Origin of the sequence: Streptomyces sp. NPDC059917, assembly GCF_042730635.1 — a bacterium.
GTDB lineage: Bacteria > Actinomycetota > Actinomycetes > Streptomycetales > Streptomycetaceae > Streptomyces.
In genome coordinates this window covers 92,836-107,807 of sequence record NZ_JBHWLC010000008.1, presented here as the reverse complement: position 1 = coordinate 107,807, position 14,972 = coordinate 92,836, and the positions used below count along the sequence as shown (strand labels likewise).

Below are 14,972 nucleotides of genomic sequence, written 5' to 3'. Positions count from 1 at the left end.
GGACGCTACTGGAGGCCCGCCGGGCGCCCGTCGGCGGGTCCGTCGGCGGGTCCGCGTCACGGGTCACCGCTCAGCCGGGCGAACAGGCCGTGCGGTGAACGCCGTTGCGCACGGACGGTACGTCACCTGGCGTACGGCGTGCCGCGGCGCGACCCACGACAGGCGACATGCGACATGCGACATGCGACGAGCAACGAGCCGTCGGCCACGGGCCGCTCGCCCTCAGCTGGACTCGCGGACGACCAGGTCCGTCGGGAGGACCCTGCGCGACGCCTCGCCCTTGCCCGTGGGTGCGGCGGGAGCGGGTCCGTACTCCCCCGCGATCTTCTGGAGCAGCAGTCGGGTCATCGTGCGGCCCATCTCCTCGATCGGCTGGCGCACGCTCGTCAGCGGCGGGTCCATCAGCCGGGCCACCGCCGAGTCGTCCACCCCCACCAGGGCGACGTCCTCGGGCACTTTGCGTCCCGCCTCGCGCAGTACGCCGCGCGCGCCCGCCGCCATCACGTCGGAGGCCGCGAAGACGGCGTCCAGGTCGGGGGCGCGTTCCAGCAGCTCGCGCATCGCCGCCCTGCCACCGGCCTCGGTGAAGTCGGCCGTCGCCACCAGCGCCTCGTCGGGCCCGATGCCCGCCTCGGCGAGCCCCGCGCGGTATCCGCCCAGGCGCGCGCGGGCCACGTACATGTCCAGGGGGCCGCTGATGGTCGCGATCCTGCTCCTGCCCCGCCCCACGAGATGGGCGACGGCCGCCCGTCCCGCGCCGATGTTGTCGGAGTCGACGTAGTCGACGGGTTCGCCCTCGGAGCGCCGGCCGTTCATGACGACCGGGAGCCCGAGCTGCGCGATCCGGTCCGGCAGCGGATCGTCACCGTGGACGGACGCCAGGAGGACACCGTCGACGCGCCGGGCGGCCAGATAGTGCTCGAAGCGCTCCCGCTCGGCCTCGGTCCGCACCAACGTGAGCAGCAGTTGCTTGTCCGCTTCGGCGAGCTCGGCGCTGACCCCGCGGATCAGATCGAGGAAATACGGCTCCGAGAAGAGCCTGGCCTCGGTCTCCGGAATCACGAGGGCCACCGCGTCGGTCCGCTTGCCGGCCAGGGCCCTGGCCGCCTGGTTGGGTACGTAGCCCAACTCGGCGACGGCCCGGGCCACGGCCTCCTTGGCCTGCTCGCTCACCCGTGGCGAGCCGTTGATCACCCGGGAGACCGTTCCCCGACCGACGCCGGCCAGGGCCGCCACCTCTTCCAGGGTGGGTCTGCCGTTCTGCCGCACGCTCACGGAACTCCCCTCGTACGCCATCGCGCTCCGCGCCGGGCGCCGGCCCGGTCGACCGACCGGGCAAGGCGGTGGAACCCGCCCCGTCGCCGCAGCACACGTTACGGCGATCGAGCGCCATGGGAGCGCTCCCACGCTACCCTACCCACCCCGCGAGGCCGTCGATCACCTCCGCGCCGGGGAGCCGGGCGCCGGAGGGGATCGGGCAGGCGGCGAGCGTGGCGGACCATCCGCGGGGGCCGACGGGAGCGCGCATGCCCCCATTGTGCACGGCCGCTTCGGGGTGGCCGGGTCAGTTCGCGGGGTGCTGGGTTCCCTGCTGGCGCGGGACCCGGTTCAGCCGGGAGGCGTCGGGCCGGCAGTGGGCGGCGGTGCGGCGGCGGCCGGGGAACGGGTTGCGTCGCGCGGGGGCGCTGGGTGCGAGCGCCAGCAGGGCGATGGTCATGAGGACCGCGACGAGGATGAGCACGATGGCGAAGGTCATCTTCCTGCCTTCCGTCGAGTACTGGCTGTTGCCTATAGCTACTTGGTGTAACCAGAATGCGATCTTCTAAACGCCCCGGGGGACGTTTACCTCGCGAACATGCGCAAGGGCCCCCTCAAGGGCCCTTGCGGAACAGGACAGTTCGCGCTCGCGTCAGGTGGCGAGGTTCGTCACCAGGGCGAACCAGTCACCGGCCAGGTAGTTCTTCTTCCAGGAGTCGATCCGCTCGGTCGAGATCTTGTACTTCTTGGCGATCTTCTCCTTCGTCGCGTCGGAGTCGTCGGCCAGCAGGATCAGCACGATCCGCACCCGGTCCACCACCGTCAACTCCGCCTCCGGCTTGTCGGGCAGGTCACCGAACCGGAAGCAGCCGAATCCACCGGACGTGCCGGGCTTTCCGGGTTCACCGGGCTTCCCGGGCCGCCCGCCCTTGCCGCCCTCGCCGCCTTCGCCGCCCTCTCCGCCGCTGCCGCCCGTGGCGCAGTTGGCGGGCTGCCCCGGCAGGGCCGAGGAGACGGTGCCCGCGGGAGCGTGGGACTGCGCTGCTTGCGCGGCGCACGCCGTGCCGGTGACGAAGGCCAGGGAGGCCGCCGCCAGGACGAGCGGACGCTGCCAGGAGCTTGTGAACATGACGGGTTCTCCGAATCGGTGAGCGCCCGAGTGGCCGTGCCACGAGCGGGAGTTGCGGGTGAGTGGGGAGGTGGGCCGGGGGCGACCCGAAGGCCTCCCCCGGTCCGGTCGGGCGGGCCGGTCAGAAGATGCTGGAGCCTCCGGTGCCACCACCGCCGCCGATGCCGCCGAAGAGCCCGCCGTGGCCGCCCTTGCCGCCCTTGCCGCCGCCGCCGCCCTGGAAGACGCCGTCGCCGCCGTGGCCGCCCTTGCCGCCGTTGCCGCCCTGGAGGATGCCGTCGCCGCCACCGCCGCCGTTGCCGGCGGTGCCGCCGAACAGACCGCCGCCGCCGTCGCCGCCGGTGCCGCCGTTGCCGCCGATCGCGCCCTCGCCGCCACCACCACCGCCACCGCCGCCACCACCGGAGAGGACACCGGTGCCGCCCTTGCCACCGTTGCCGCCGTTACCGCCGACACCGGTGACGCTGCCACCGCCCGACCCGCCGGAGCCGCCGCCCCCGCCGATCAGGCCCCCGCCGCCCTCGCCGCCGTCCCCGCCGGCACCACCGGCGGACGGGAAGGCCATGGCCACATGAGCGGGCATCGGAGCCGCCGACGCCATGGAGGCGGGGATCAGGACCCCTCCCGAGATCATGGCCGCCGAAGCGAACAGCGTCGCCAGGCGGAATCCACGGCGGTTGGTACGGACGACGTTGTTGGTGCGCGCCTTACGGTTCATGACCTTCTCCTACGGATGATGAGTGAACGAATGGACTCCCCGGCATTCGGGGATTTCTTTATCCAGGGATATTCGGAATTCCTCCGAGGAGGTTTTTCCTTCTCTCCCTCGCTGCCTCGTTTCCTTTTCGGTGAGGCCCGCATCACCAGTAGGCCCCACGGCCGCGCGGCGGTCACGCTCCGGAAACTCGGGGCTTGACACGCCCCGGAGCACCGGTTAGAAGCCCGCACGGCGGCCGTGCGGCGACTCGGGAAATCGGTTGGGCGCGCCCTTCGGGCGCGTCTAACCTCTGGCCCATGATCCAGACGAGGAACGACGAGCCGCGCTGCTACCAGGTGGGGCCCGTGCGCGCCGAGCTCCGCGAGCTCACGACGAGCGACAACCGCGAGGGGCTGCTCGAAGGCACGCCGCACCTGCACCGCCGCATGAATCTGTTCCGCATCGACAAGGCGCTGACGGGCACCGCGCAGGTGTACGTGCACGATCTCGACGCAATACGGGCCGACGCGGAGAGGCAGGTCGACGAATGGCTTCCGCGCGAGACGGTCCGGGCTCGGCTGACGTCGTCGTGGACGCCCGAGGGCATCGCGGAGTACGGGCACACGGCGCTCTCGGTGATGTGGTTCCAATCGCCCGGACAGGACCCCTTCGCCCGTCTCGCCACGGTCCTGGGCCCGCTGGATTGGACCTCGCTCGCCAGGTTCGTGCCCTTCGAGGACTGAGGGTCCTCACGCCACCAGGCGCAGCCAGGCCGCCGCGAGGGCGGCGTGGCCGGCCGGTGTCGGATGGACGCCGTCCGCGCTCCAGTGCTCCGGTCCGGTCGTCGCCGAGAGCTCGGCGAACATGCCGTCGGCGGCGATCAGCCGCGCGTCGTACCTGCGGGCGAGCCTGCGGACGGCCTGGATCTTCGGGTCCAGGTCCACGCGCCACGCGGCTCGCTCCGCCTCCCCGATGAGCACGGAGCCGCCACCGGCCTCGACGACGCCGTGGATCGGCAGGAGGAAGGGCTCGATGAGGATGAGCCGGGTGCCCGCCCGGGCGAGGGGGGCCAGGAGGCGGCCGTAGGCCGTTTCGAACTCGTCCGCGGAGATCACGTACCCCTTCGGGTCCAGCGTGTGCCACCCCATGTCGTTGACACCGACGAGGACCGACACCACGTCCGGGCGCGCGTCGAGCACGTCCGTCTGCCAGCGGGCGGCGAGGTCCATCACCTTGTTGCCGCCGATCCCGGTGTTCAGCCAGGTCACCGGCCGGTCCGGGTGCCGCAGCCCCCACTCGCCCGCGATGCGCAGCGGATAGCCGAAACCGAGGCCGTCCTCGCTCTCCAGCCGTTGGCAGTCGGTGATCGAGTCACCGGTGAACATCACGGTGTTTCCCGCTCGTACGGTGGTCGACATGTGCGCTCCTTGAACCGAACTCTCCTGTGGACAGGGCCGGTCACAAGGTGTCCGACGGTGCCGACATCGGACCGACGGCTCCCGACACGCCGCCGACACCGCGCGCCCCGGACCGGTCGCGGCCCGGGGCGCGCAGGAGAAGGCGCAGGGGGAAGCGCGGGGAAAGCGCAGGAGAAGACGCGGCAGGTCAGACGCCGTCGGCCGCCGCGCGGATGGCGTCCAGTACCACGTCCGGGTGGGACAGCATCGGAACGTGCGAGGAGTCGACCTCGACCACGGTGGCGCCCATGCGCTCCGCTTCGAAGCGCTGGAGTTCGGGGTCGACGGCGCGGTCCTGCCGGGAGATGACGAACCAGCTCGGCCTGGTCCGCCAGGCCGGGTCGTCCGTCGAGGCCCCCAACACGGCCTCGCCCGCGGACACCTGGGTCGCCCAGACCAGCTGTTGCTCGGCCTCCGGCAGGTCGCCGCAGAAGTCGGAGATGCCGTCGCGGTTGATCCACAGGCGCCCGTCCTCGGCGTCCAGGTGCGCGAACAAGGGAGGAGGGGCGAACTTGCCGAGCAGGTCCTGCGGGGTCTCGCCCGCGTCCGGGGCCAGCGCGGACACGTAGACGAGTCCCGCCACGCGTGCGTCCGTGCCCGCGGCGGTGATGACGAAGCCGCCCCAGGAATGCCCAACGAGGATCGCCGGGGAGCTGACCCGGGCGAGGGCCCGGCGTACCGCGTCGACGTCCCCGTCGAGCGTGTCCAGGGTGTTCTGCGCGGACACCACCTGGTGGCCCTCGCGCTGGAGGGTCGGGATCAGTTTGCCGTAGCAGGATCCGTCGGCCCACAGGCCGTGGGCGAAGACGATGCTGGGCTTGCTCGGTGCCATGGCTGCGTTCCTCTGTTTCTGGTCGTGTCCCGCCCCGCGGTCAACTTCTCGTCCCACCGAGTCCACACCAGATCGGTCCCTTCCACCTCCCGGGCGGCCCGTCCCGGGCGGCCCGTCCCGGGTGGCGCCGCGCCGGGCGCGCCCCGGGCGATCAGCGCCTTTCCGCCCGCTCCACGGCCGGCAGCAGGACGGCCGCGCACAGCAGCGCGGCGCACAGGAAGCCGCTCGCGGCCACGAAGGCCACCGGGGTGGCCGTGGCGTCGACGATGCCGGCGGCGTCGGCGGCGTCGTCGTTCGCCGTCAGGACCATGGCGCCGGCGAGCGCCAGCCCGACGGCCCCGCCCAGCTGGCGCAGCGTCTGGCGCAGGACGGAGGCGTCGACCCGCTTGCCCTCGGGCACCCGGCGCATCAGCTCGGCGCTCAGCGCGGGCACCGGCAGGCCCATCCCGATCCCCGCCAGGACCATCCCGGGAACCTGCCACGCGTACGTGCGCGACGGCAGGGCCACCGTCCACAGCACCGTGCCGAGCGTGGCCGCCGCCAGTCCGAGCAGTACGGGGATCCGCGGGGAGCGGTGGCGGTCCAGCAGGTGCCCGGACAGGAGCGTGCCCACGGTCAGCGCGGCGACCAGGGGCACCAGGGAGAGGCCCGTGATCAGGAGCGGCCGGTGCATGGCCTGCCGGAGGAAGAGCGTGCCGTGCACCACGACGATGAGCTGGGCGGCCTGCACCAGGGCGGTGAGCGTCACCGCCACGGCGTACGGGCGGATGGCGAGCAAGCGCAGGTCGAGGAAGGGCTCCGGGGAGCGCAGCACGAGCCGCACCGCCACGCTCAGCGACACCGCTCCGGACGCAAGGACGGCGAAGGTCCGCAGGTCCGTGAAGCCACGGAACCCGCACCAGTAGAGCCCGAGGACGAGCACGGCCACGGACAGGAGCATGAGGAGCGGCGCCACGACGGTGAGCGGTCGCCCCTCCGGTTCCTCTTCGACCCGTGCCCCGGCGGCCAGGCACAGGACCGCGACGGCGACGGGCACGTTGGCGGGGAAGACCGCGCGCCATCCGAGGTACTGCGTCAGTACCGCGCCCACCACGGGCCCGAGGACGAAGAAGACCTGGGCCAGCCCGGCGTACGCGGCCAGTGCCCGGCCGCGTTCGCGCTCCTCGTACAGGCCCGTGATCAAGGTGGTGGCCACCGGGATCATCAGCCCGGCGCCGGCGCCCTGGAGGGCCCGTGTCAGGAGCAGGAAGGGTTCGGCGGCCGGACCGTACGGGGTGAGTCCGCAGCAACCCGACGCGGCGGCGAAGAGCAGGATCCCGAAGCGGAAGGTGGGCAACAGGCCGAAGCGGCGGGCGACCATGGCGCCGACCGGCGCGAACGCGGCCAGCGCGAGGACGTAGACGAGTGCCACGCCGTGCAGTGCGTACGTCGTCAGCCCCAGGTCCCGGGCCATCGGGGCGAGGGCGACCGCGACGACGGTCTGGTCGAGCATGATCATGCCGCCGGCGCACCCCATGGCGGCGAGCACGAGGCGCCTGCGGGGTGGCCCCGTCCGTCCGCTTGACCCGATGTGTCGCACCGGTCCCCATGCTGGCACGGGCGACGGCGGCGACGCGTCATTGAACCGGTGGACGCCTGGGACCCGCCCGGGCCGGGAGGCCCCGGGCGGGGTCCTCGGCCCCTCGGCCGCTCCTACTGCTTCGCGAAGTGCCAGGTGACGTTGATCTTGCCCTCGTGGGAGGAGGCCAGCGCCTTGAAGGCGGCGGGGGTCAGGTCGAGGTCCCCCCGGCCGGCTCCCGGCGCCCGGTCGAGCACCTTCACGGTGATGGACTTCCCCTTGTAGGTGACCACGATCTCCTCCCCGCAGTGGGGGCCCGGGTAGCCCTGTCCGTAGAGGGACGGGTCGATCGCCGCGACGAGGTCGTCGGCGCCGAAGACGTACCCGCACGTCCCCATTCCGGGCTGGTAGGAGGTCGCCCTGCCGCTGTACTGCTTCTGCGTCGGCGGGTGCGTGGGGGTCTTCGTCTGCCTGCCGGGCTCGGGGGACGACGTCTTGGAGGCGCTCGGCACCGGGCTCCGCGTGGGGCCCGGGCCCGTCGTGCCGGTCGGCGCCGCGGGCGGCGTCGTCGAGACGTCCGGTTCCGGGGCGCGGGTGGAGCGGGACGGCTCGCTCTCGGTCGGGCCGGGCGACACGGGCTGCCCGGTACCGCTCGACGCCGTGACGGCGACGCCGGTGTCCTCCGAGGCATTGGCGGTGGCGACGGTCACGACGGCGGCGGCGCCGACGGCCAGCACGGCCGTGGCCGCTACTACGGCGATTCTTGGTCTCATGGGTCTCTCTCTGGACTGCGCGTTTCCGGACGCCGGGCGTCCGGTGGGCGCGCCCATGATCACGCGCCCCGCTAATGCTTCGCTAACGCTCCCCGGTCGGCCGCGCGGCTCAGCGGATGCAGCCGACGATCCGTACGGAGACCTGCGCGCTTCCCGTGAGTCCGGAGGCCGGGTCGGTGGCGGTGAAGACGAGCGGGTACGTGCCGTCGGGCAGCAAGGGGACGGTGAAGCGCCCGGACGGCCCGGCGCCGAGGGCCACGGCGCCGTTCGGCCCCTGGATCTGCCAACCGGTGCGCTGCGGATCGGTGATGAGCTGCTCCCCCGGGTGTGCGCGGGCCGTCCCGGCGAAGGTCTCCTGGCAGCCGCGCCGCAGAGCGGCCCCGCTGCCGGGTGCGTCGATGGTCACCGTCGGCCGCGTGGGCGCGGACGGGGGCGCACTGGTGCGCGGGGTGTTGCCCGGGCGGCTCGGGGTCGCGGGGGCGGAGGTGCCCGGGGAGTTCGGTGTGCGGGGGGTCGTGGACGGGCTCGCGGAGCCGGAGGGGCTCGGTGACGGTGACGCGCCGGTGGTGGAGGGAGCGGGAGAGGGCGTGGCGGCGGGCGGCGCGACCACGTCCAGGGGCGGAACGTCCACCCGGGTCACGGGCGGCGGCGCGGCTCCCCCGTCCGGTGCGGTGGGCTCGGCGTCGATCTTCGCGCAGACGGCCGCGGTGACCATGTCCTGGGCGGCGGGGATGTCCGAGGTGCGCAGCGGCTGGTCGTCCCCGCCGTGGGGGTGCGTGTCGAAGTAGCCGTTGCCGGTTCTCGTTTCGCGGTCGCTGTGCTCGATCCACGCCGAGTCGTGGTAGAAGCCGCCGGGTTTCTGCTGGTTGACGCCGGTGACGTGCCACGCCTTCACCTTGGTGCCCGACGGTTCCCCGGCCGCGGGGGCGTCGGCCGAGGCGAAGAGGTAGCCGTCGCCGAAGTAGCGTTGGGGGGCCTCCAGGGCGCCCCGCTCGTTGGCGGCGGGAAAGGAGAAGCCGCCGCCCACCACGAAGTGGCCCTTGGGGCAGGTGACGGTGGCGTCCGCACGGCCGCCGGCGGCGACCGGCACCTTCGCGGTGACGACGGAGGCGTCCTTCAGCTTGACGCAGACCGGGCGGGCGCCGACGGCGAAGTTCGACTGCGGGGGCTGGGGGTCGAGGATCCGGGTCTTGCGGAGGATGTCCTCGGAGCGGGGCATCGGGAACGGCTCGCTGCTGAGCGCGGTGCCCGGGTTGACCGAGAGCCGCCAGGGCGCGGCCCAGGCGGAGCCCGGCACCGCCGCCGCCGGTATCAGGGAGTCCAGCGGTACGGGCTGCACGGGGCGTGCGGCGATGATCCGGCCGGCTCGGAACTCGCTTCCCACCATGGTGTAGGCGTTGCCGCAGTGCGGGTCGCCGAGCGGGTCGCCGACCGCCTCGACGTACGGCCCGTCGGTGGTCAGGTCGCGGATGGGTTCGGTGCCGGGCGTGCCGAGGATCTTGTTGCCGCGGTCCTTGAAGGCGTGGGCCCGCCAGGTGAAGTCCAGGCCGGGCTGCTTCTCGACCTCGGCGTTGACGCACAGTGCGTACGTCGTGAGCGTGGCGGGTGCGTCACCGGGGTTGTAGGCCACCACGGCCCAGGCGGAGGCGCCGAGGAACTGGCTGCTCGTGGCGAAGCCGCTGCCGGTGAGGGCGTACCCGCCGCCGAGGGCGCTCTCGTGCGGCAGGCACGCCGCTGCCGCCGCCTGCTGCCCGCCCGCCCCCACCGTCGCGGTCGTGCTGCGCTGGACCACGGTCACCGGTGTGCCCCGGTTGACCCACCACACGCCCGCTCCGGTCGCCCCCGCGACCACCAGTGTTCCGGCGGTCACCGCGGCTGCCGTCTTCGTGGTCAGCGCGGCGGCCCATTTGGCCACCACATCTCCCGAGCCCATTGCCGCCGCCCCTCCCGACCGACCGCCATGACCGGCTCCAACTGGCTTGATTTCAGCGGAGCGTGGGCACTCTAGCGCTCGGTCGGCTCCACTCACAGGGCCGCGACGGCTCGTTTTCGACGTACCTCGGGGTCGATGGTCAGCCCAGGGTGAGGAGCACTTCGTCGATCTCGGCGTCACGGGCGTCGGCGAAGCCGCGGTCCCGGCCCGTGAGGACGAAGCCGCACTTCTCCAGCACCCTGATCGAGGCGGCGTTGTCCGCCGCGGCGCGGGCGTGCACGGGCCGCGCCGCCTCGAGTTCGAGCAGCTCGGCGAGCGCCGCCGTGGCGATCCCGCGCCCCCAGTGGGCGCGGGCGATCCAGTACGTGACCTCGCGCTCGTCCGGTGGCCCGTAGGCCGCGACGTGGCCCACGACCTGTCCTTCGACCAGCACGGTCCGCATCACGATGGCCCGGTCGGCGCGGATCCGCGCCCAGTGGGCGTCGAAGGCTTCGGGGTCGCGGTCGTGGACGAAGGCCGCCATGTGTCGCGCGGCCGGGTCGCACGCGTGCTCCCGGAAGGCGGGCAGGTCGCTGTCGCGCACCTCGCGCAGGAAGATCATCCAGGGGCTCCTCACCCGACCGGGCCCGGAGGGCCGGTCGTAGGTCGACGGTCCGGCCAACCTAGCGCCCCGACAGGACAACCGGCGCGGGAGGAGGGCCCGTTCGCGCACGCGGCCCCGGTGCGCGCCCGCCCGCACCGGCCGTCAGCGCAGCCATCCGCCCGTCAGCTCCTGGACGGCCGAGCCGTCGGTGTCGGCGAGCTTGAGGGCGACGAAGTCGCGGGCCCACTGGGAGGTCTGCACCCGGAACGGCATCCGCGGCGACTCCAGCAGGTCCACGATCGGCGCCGCCGCCTCGGCCGAGGTCTGCGCGGCGTCGAAGCTCTTCATGGTCCGGGTCACATACGCCTCCAGTGCGGGGGCGTAGGGGCCGGCGGCCGCGAGCAGGGCCGGTACGTCGATGCCCTGGCTGGTGACGAACTCGCTGGCCACGGCGCCCGGCTCCACCACGCTCACCTGTACGCCCGCGGTCGCGGCGACCGGCGCCAGGGACTCCATGAACCCTTCGACGGCGAACTTCGCCGCGCAGTAGGCCTCGTTGAAGGGCTGTCCGATCACCCCGCCCACGCTGGTCACGGTGATCAGGCGGCCGCCGGAGGCCCGCAGGTGGGGCATGGCCGCCCGGGTCAGCTCGACGACGCCGAAGTAGTTGACCTCCATCGCCGCGCGCACCGGCTCCATGTCCATCCGCTCGATGGTGCCGACGAACCCGGCGCCCGCGTTGTTCACCACCGCGTCCAGCCGCCCGTGCTCGGCCACCACCTCCGCCACGCAGTCCGCCACCGACGCCGGGTCCGTCACGTCGAGCCGCTTGACCTGCACGCGGTCGGCCACTCCCGCCTCCTCGGCGGCCGCGAGCAGCGCCCCGGCGCGGGCGGGGTCGCGCAGGGTGGCGACGGTGTGCCAACCCGCCCGTGCGGTGGCCACGGCCGCGGCGAGGCCGATGCCGGAGGAGGTACCGGTGATGAGGACGGTCCTGGTGGTCATGACGGCTCCTTGGGTGCGGGTGCGGGGACGCGCAAAGTCTGTGCGTGCACACACACATTACATTTGTGTGTGCACGCACGCAACGGGGTATCCTCCCGTCATGGCGCACAACGACCTCACCCTGGGCGAGATGACCCCCCGCGACCACGCGTTCTACGGCCTCGTCTGGGCCGGGACGACGCTGAGCGCCCGCGTGGACCAGGCCCTCGTGCGCCGCCACGACCTGCCGCTGTCGTGGTTCGAGGTGATGCTCTGGCTGCACGGCCAGCCCGAGCCCGTCGCCGCCTCGGAACTCGGGGCCAGGACCCTGCTCAGCCGCAGCCAGGTCTCCCGCGTGGCCGACTCCCTCCAGGCCCGCGGTCTCGTCGAGCGCGCCCCGTCCCCGACGGACGCGCGCTCCGTGCGCATCGCCCTCACTGCGGCCGGCCGCCGCACCTTCGCGGAGGCCGACGCCACCCGCCGCGAAACCCTCGCCGAGGTCTTCGACGACCTCCTCGACGACGCGGACATCGCCGCACTGGAGGCCGTATGGGCCAAGCTCAAGGGCAAGCCGCGGGGCTGATCCCGGGGCGGGTAACCTTCGATCCCATGGCTGTCGACTGGCGCACGGAACGTATAGCGAGCGCGCTGCGGGGCGAGAACCCGACCGTGCTCAGACGCCTCGACGCGGGGTTCGCGGCGATCGGGGACGTCCAGTTCCTGCCCGGATACTCGGTGTTGCTCGTGGACGACCCTCAGGTGCTGCGCCTGTCGGACCTGCCGAGGGCGCGGCGCCTCGCCTTCCTCTCCGACATGGATCGGTTGGGGGAAGCGGTCGAGCGCGCGTGCAAGGCCCTCGACCCGGAGTTCCGCCGGGTGAACCTGGAGATCCTCGGCAACACCGACGGCTTCCTGCACGCGCACGTGTGGCCCCGGTTCGCGTGGGAGCCGGCCGATCTGGTGCGCATGCCGGTGTGGCTGTACCCGCGCGAGCGGTGGGGCGACGGGCGGTTCGCCCTCGGCCCCCGGCACGACGGGGTGCGGGAGGCCATCGGCGCGGAACTGGACCGGTCGGCGGACGCGCGCTGAACGGTCCGGGCCCACCCGCTACCGCGTCCGGCGCCGGAAGAGGGCGAGGGTCAGGCCCACCGCGGCGGCCAGGATGCCCGCGCACCAGGCCAGGGCGGTCCAGGGGGCGCCGCCCACGGGCCGGTCCAGCAGCAGGGCGCGCATTGATTCGATGACCGGGGTGAGCGGCTGGTGCTCGGCGAAGCCGTGCAGCCAGCCGGGCATCGTGTCGATGGGCACGAAGGCGCTGGAGGGATAGGGCAGGAACATCATCAGGAAGGTGAAACCGCCCGCGGCCTCGGGCGAGTCGGCGGCCAGGCCGAGGGCGGCGGCCAACCAGGAGATGGCGGTGAGGTAGGCCACGAGGAGCGCCGCGGCGGCGAGGAAGCCCGCCGGGCCCGCCTGGGGGCGGAAGCCGATGGCGAGGGCGACGGCCAGCACCAGCGCGGTGGAGACCAGGTTGCGGAGCACCGATGCGGTGACGTGGCCGGCCAGGATCGGGACGCCGCCGATGTCGAGCGAGCGGAACCGGTCGATGACCCCGTTCTTCATGTCCTCCGCGACGGAGACGGCCGTGGAGGCCGCTCCGAAGCCCGCGCAGAGCAGCATGGCCCCGGGCACCACGTAGGTCACGTACCGGGTCCCGGTGTCGATGGCCCCGCCGAAGAAGTAGACGAAGATCAGCATCAGCATGACGGGCAGCATCAGGGCGGTGATCAGCGCGTCGGGGCGGCGGCTGCTGATGCGCAGGCTGCGTCCGGCCAGAGCCAGGGCGCTCACGGGCAGGGCGGTCATCGGTCGGCTCCCGTCAGGGCGAGGAAGACGTCGTCGAGGGTGGCGCCGCGCAGGGCGAAGCGGTCGACGTCGGTGCGGTCGGGGTCGAGTTCGTCGAGCAGCGCCCGGACGTGGGCGGCGGTGCCGTCGGTCGGCAGGCCGAGCACGAGCGCGTCGGGGTCGTGGTGGACGGCGCGCGGGGCGAGGGCCTCGTAGGCGGCGGCGGTGGCGAGCGTGAGGTCCAGCCGGTGTCCGGCGACGCGGGACTTCAGCTCGGCCGGGGTGCCCTCCGCGGCGATGCGGCCACCGGCGAGGACGGCGACGCGGTCGGCCAACCGGTCCGCCTCCTCCAGGTACTGGGTGGTCAGCAGCACGGTGGTGCCGTCGTCGCGCAGTTCCCGTACCAGCTCCCACATCCCTCGGCGGCTGCGCGGATCGAGGCCGGTGGTCGGCTCGTCCAGGAAGACCACCTCGGGACGGGAGACGAGGCTGGCGGCGAGGTCGAGGCGGCGGCGCATGCCGCCCGAGTACGTCTTGGCGGTGCGGCCGCCCGCATCGGCGAGGCCGAAGCGGTCCAGGAGTTCGTCGGCCCGGACGCGCGCGGCGCGCGGGGCGAGCCCGGCGAGGCGTCCCATCATGCGCAGGGTCTCGGCGCCCGTCAGCAGCTCGTCCACCGCGGCGAACTGCCCGGTGAGGGAGATGCGTTCGCGCACCCGGGAGCGTTCGGTGGCGGTGTCGTGCCCGGCGACCCGGGCGGCGCCGGAGTCCGCGGCGGTGAGGGTGGCGAGGATCCGGACGGTCGTGGTCTTGCCCGCGCCGTTGGGGCCGAGGAGGGCGAGGACGGCGCCGCGCGGGACGGCGAGGTCGATGCCGTCGAGCACGCGCAGTGCGCCGTAGGACTTGGTGAGGCCGGTGGCGTGGATCCCGAGGGCGGACGTGGTCACGTCGTGGGTGGTCACGGGAAGGACGCTCCCTTCTGCGTATTGGATACGCTGTTCTGCGTAAGTAATACACAGAACTAGGATGGGTGGCAATCGACGAGGGGCGGTCATGGCGGACGAGGACAGCGGGACCGGGCTCCCGGCGAGCCTGGAAATGGCCTGGGGGCTGCGCGAGCGCCCCGGCAAGGGACCGCGCCCCACACTCACGCTGCCCCGCATCGTCGCGGCGGCCGTCTCGCTCGCCGCCACCGAGGGCATGGACGCGGTGTCGATGGGCAGGGTGGCCAAGGAACTGGGCGCCTCGACGATGTCCCTCTACCGGTACGTCGCCGCCAAGGAGGAGCTGTACGTCCTCATGTCCGACGCGGGCGCCGGCACCCCGCCGCCGCTACCGCCCGAGGCGGCCGGATGGGGCTGGCGCGAGCTGCTGACGCAGTGGGCGTACGGGCAGCGCGCCACCCTCCTCGCCAACTCCTGGCTGCTGCGCGTCCCGATCACCGCCCCGCCCACCACCCCGAACCAACTGGCCTGGATGGACCGGGGGTTGGCCGCGATGGCCGGTACGGGACTGAGCGAGGCCGAGAAGCTCTCCACGGTCGTCCTGATCGGCGGCCTGGTGCGCAACGAAGCCACGATGGCGGCCGACATGACGGACGCCGTCGTGGCGTCGGGCATGACCCCGCAGCAGGCCCTGGCCCAGTACGTCCGCACCCTGCGGCTGCTCGCGGGCCCCGAGAGCCACCCCGCCGTGACGCGCCTGCTGGACTCCGACGCCTTCACGGGATCGGGAGAGCCGGACTTCCAGTTCCGCTTCGGCCTCGAGCGGATCCTGGACGGGCTCGCACCGCTGGTCTCCGAGCGGGAGCGTCCCTAGACGCGGCGGGCGCCCGGCGGGGGCGCCGGGCGCCCCCCCCGCGCCCCGGGCGGCGGGGGCCCCCCCCCCACGAGCGGGGGCGGTTAAACAAAAACCAGCCCCCCCGCCCAGG

The 14,972-nt window shown here is 73.3% G+C and carries 17 protein-coding genes; 4 read left to right on the top strand and 13 right to left on the bottom strand.

The window, feature by feature from the left end; genetic code table 11:
• Positions 1–222: 222 nt before the first annotated feature.
• The 4 genes from ACFWAR_RS07370 to ACFWAR_RS07355 all read right to left on the bottom strand — a co-directional run bounded on the left by ACFWAR_RS07370 (position 223) and on the right by ACFWAR_RS07355 (position 3,104).
• The gene (locus ACFWAR_RS07370; RefSeq protein WP_385774032.1) at positions 223–1,296 is read right to left on the bottom strand and encodes a LacI family DNA-binding transcriptional regulator; all 1,074 of its coding nucleotides are present in this window, start codon (positions 1,294–1,296) and stop codon (positions 223–225) included.
• Positions 1,297–1,564: 268 nt separating this feature from the next.
• Entirely contained in the window at positions 1,565–1,756 is a 192-nt protein-coding gene (locus ACFWAR_RS07365; protein ID WP_385774030.1) for a hypothetical protein, read from the bottom strand.
• A 153-nt stretch (positions 1,757–1,909) separates the two neighbouring features.
• Positions 1,910–2,386, bottom strand: coding sequence for a hypothetical protein (locus ACFWAR_RS07360; RefSeq protein ID WP_385774028.1), 477 nt, complete (start codon positions 2,384–2,386; stop codon positions 1,910–1,912).
• Positions 2,387–2,507: 121 nt separating this feature from the next.
• On the bottom strand, positions 2,508–3,104 hold the full coding sequence (locus tag ACFWAR_RS07355) for a hypothetical protein (RefSeq protein WP_385774026.1): 597 nt from the start codon (positions 3,102–3,104) through the stop codon (positions 2,508–2,510).
• A 296-nt stretch (positions 3,105–3,400) separates the two neighbouring features.
• Here ACFWAR_RS07355 and ACFWAR_RS07350 point away from each other — a divergent pair, with 296 nt between their 5' ends.
• A complete protein-coding gene (locus ACFWAR_RS07350; protein ID WP_385774024.1) occupies positions 3,401–3,826 on the top strand; it encodes a hypothetical protein in 426 nt (141 codons plus the stop codon).
• 6 nt (positions 3,827–3,832) lie between these two features.
• Here the strand turns inward: ACFWAR_RS07350 and ACFWAR_RS07345 are convergent, their stop codons facing one another.
• The 7 genes from ACFWAR_RS07345 to ACFWAR_RS07315 all read right to left on the bottom strand — a co-directional run bounded on the left by ACFWAR_RS07345 (position 3,833) and on the right by ACFWAR_RS07315 (position 11,224).
• Entirely contained in the window at positions 3,833–4,501 is a 669-nt protein-coding gene (locus ACFWAR_RS07345; RefSeq protein ID WP_385774022.1) for an SGNH/GDSL hydrolase family protein, read from the bottom strand.
• Between the two features lie 187 nt (positions 4,502–4,688).
• A complete protein-coding gene (locus tag ACFWAR_RS07340) occupies positions 4,689–5,372 on the bottom strand; it encodes an alpha/beta fold hydrolase (protein WP_385774020.1) in 684 nt (227 codons plus the stop codon).
• Positions 5,373–5,523: 151 nt separating this feature from the next.
• Positions 5,524–6,870 carry an MFS transporter gene (locus ACFWAR_RS07335; RefSeq protein ID WP_385774018.1) on the bottom strand — a complete coding sequence of 449 codons (1,347 nt, stop codon included), beginning with the start codon at positions 6,868–6,870 and terminating at the stop codon, positions 5,524–5,526.
• 194 nt (positions 6,871–7,064) lie between these two features.
• A complete protein-coding gene (locus tag ACFWAR_RS07330) occupies positions 7,065–7,703 on the bottom strand; it encodes an RlpA-like double-psi beta-barrel domain-containing protein (RefSeq protein ID WP_385774016.1) in 639 nt (212 codons plus the stop codon).
• A gap of 109 nt (positions 7,704–7,812) precedes the next feature.
• The gene (locus ACFWAR_RS07325; protein WP_385774014.1) at positions 7,813–9,636 is read right to left on the bottom strand and encodes a hypothetical protein; all 1,824 of its coding nucleotides are present in this window, start codon (positions 9,634–9,636) and stop codon (positions 7,813–7,815) included.
• A gap of 139 nt (positions 9,637–9,775) precedes the next feature.
• Entirely contained in the window at positions 9,776–10,237 is a 462-nt protein-coding gene (locus ACFWAR_RS07320) for a GNAT family N-acetyltransferase (protein WP_385774012.1), read from the bottom strand.
• Between the two features lie 144 nt (positions 10,238–10,381).
• Positions 10,382–11,224 carry an SDR family NAD(P)-dependent oxidoreductase gene (locus ACFWAR_RS07315; RefSeq protein WP_385774010.1) on the bottom strand — a complete coding sequence of 281 codons (843 nt, stop codon included), beginning with the start codon at positions 11,222–11,224 and terminating at the stop codon, positions 10,382–10,384.
• A 100-nt stretch (positions 11,225–11,324) separates the two neighbouring features.
• Here ACFWAR_RS07315 and ACFWAR_RS07310 point away from each other — a divergent pair, with 100 nt between their 5' ends.
• A complete protein-coding gene (locus tag ACFWAR_RS07310; protein WP_385774008.1) occupies positions 11,325–11,786 on the top strand; it encodes a MarR family winged helix-turn-helix transcriptional regulator in 462 nt (153 codons plus the stop codon).
• A gap of 26 nt (positions 11,787–11,812) precedes the next feature.
• Complete coding sequence (locus tag ACFWAR_RS07305; protein ID WP_385774006.1) at positions 11,813–12,292, top strand: diadenosine tetraphosphate hydrolase; 480 nt, start codon at positions 11,813–11,815, stop codon at positions 12,290–12,292.
• 18 nt (positions 12,293–12,310) lie between these two features.
• On the opposite strand, the gene ACFWAR_RS07300 is transcribed toward ACFWAR_RS07305, so the two are convergent.
• Together ACFWAR_RS07300 and ACFWAR_RS07295 are read right to left on the bottom strand one after the other, a co-directional pair.
• Entirely contained in the window at positions 12,311–13,066 is a 756-nt protein-coding gene (locus ACFWAR_RS07300; RefSeq protein ID WP_385774004.1) for an ABC transporter permease, read from the bottom strand.
• Complete coding sequence (locus ACFWAR_RS07295; protein ID WP_385774002.1) at positions 13,063–14,004, bottom strand: ATP-binding cassette domain-containing protein; 942 nt, start codon at positions 14,002–14,004, stop codon at positions 13,063–13,065. Before ACFWAR_RS07295 ends, ACFWAR_RS07300 begins: the two co-directional genes overlap by 4 nt.
• 91 nt (positions 14,005–14,095) lie before the next feature.
• On the opposite strand from ACFWAR_RS07295, the gene ACFWAR_RS07290 reads away from it, so the two are divergent.
• The gene (locus ACFWAR_RS07290; RefSeq protein WP_385774000.1) at positions 14,096–14,860 is read left to right on the top strand and encodes a TetR/AcrR family transcriptional regulator; all 765 of its coding nucleotides are present in this window, start codon (positions 14,096–14,098) and stop codon (positions 14,858–14,860) included.
• Positions 14,861–14,972: the final 112 nt, after the last annotated feature.

Coding starts and splice junctions, on each gene's coding strand:
- ACFWAR_RS07370 (WP_385774032.1), bottom strand. CDS start 1,296: ATGGCGTACGAGGGGAGTTCCGTGAGCGTGCGGCAGAACGGCAGACCC.
- ACFWAR_RS07365 (WP_385774030.1), bottom strand. CDS start 1,756: ATGACCTTCGCCATCGTGCTCATCCTCGTCGCGGTCCTCATGACCATC.
- ACFWAR_RS07360 (WP_385774028.1), bottom strand. CDS start 2,386: ATGTTCACAAGCTCCTGGCAGCGTCCGCTCGTCCTGGCGGCGGCCTCC.
- ACFWAR_RS07355 (WP_385774026.1), bottom strand. CDS start 3,104: ATGAACCGTAAGGCGCGCACCAACAACGTCGTCCGTACCAACCGCCGT.
- ACFWAR_RS07350 (WP_385774024.1), top strand. CDS start 3,401: ATGATCCAGACGAGGAACGACGAGCCGCGCTGCTACCAGGTGGGGCCC.
- ACFWAR_RS07345 (WP_385774022.1), bottom strand. CDS start 4,501: ATGTCGACCACCGTACGAGCGGGAAACACCGTGATGTTCACCGGTGAC.
- ACFWAR_RS07340 (WP_385774020.1), bottom strand. CDS start 5,372: ATGGCACCGAGCAAGCCCAGCATCGTCTTCGCCCACGGCCTGTGGGCC.
- ACFWAR_RS07335 (WP_385774018.1), bottom strand. CDS start 6,870: ATGATCATGCTCGACCAGACCGTCGTCGCGGTCGCCCTCGCCCCGATG.
- ACFWAR_RS07330 (WP_385774016.1), bottom strand. CDS start 7,703: ATGAGACCAAGAATCGCCGTAGTAGCGGCCACGGCCGTGCTGGCCGTC.
- ACFWAR_RS07325 (WP_385774014.1), bottom strand. CDS start 9,636: ATGGGCTCGGGAGATGTGGTGGCCAAATGGGCCGCCGCGCTGACCACG.
- ACFWAR_RS07320 (WP_385774012.1), bottom strand. CDS start 10,237: ATGATCTTCCTGCGCGAGGTGCGCGACAGCGACCTGCCCGCCTTCCGG.
- ACFWAR_RS07315 (WP_385774010.1), bottom strand. CDS start 11,224: ATGACCACCAGGACCGTCCTCATCACCGGTACCTCCTCCGGCATCGGC.
- ACFWAR_RS07310 (WP_385774008.1), top strand. CDS start 11,325: ATGGCGCACAACGACCTCACCCTGGGCGAGATGACCCCCCGCGACCAC.
- ACFWAR_RS07305 (WP_385774006.1), top strand. CDS start 11,813: ATGGCTGTCGACTGGCGCACGGAACGTATAGCGAGCGCGCTGCGGGGC.
- ACFWAR_RS07300 (WP_385774004.1), bottom strand. CDS start 13,066: ATGACCGCCCTGCCCGTGAGCGCCCTGGCTCTGGCCGGACGCAGCCTG.
- ACFWAR_RS07290 (WP_385774000.1), top strand. CDS start 14,096: ATGGCGGACGAGGACAGCGGGACCGGGCTCCCGGCGAGCCTGGAAATG.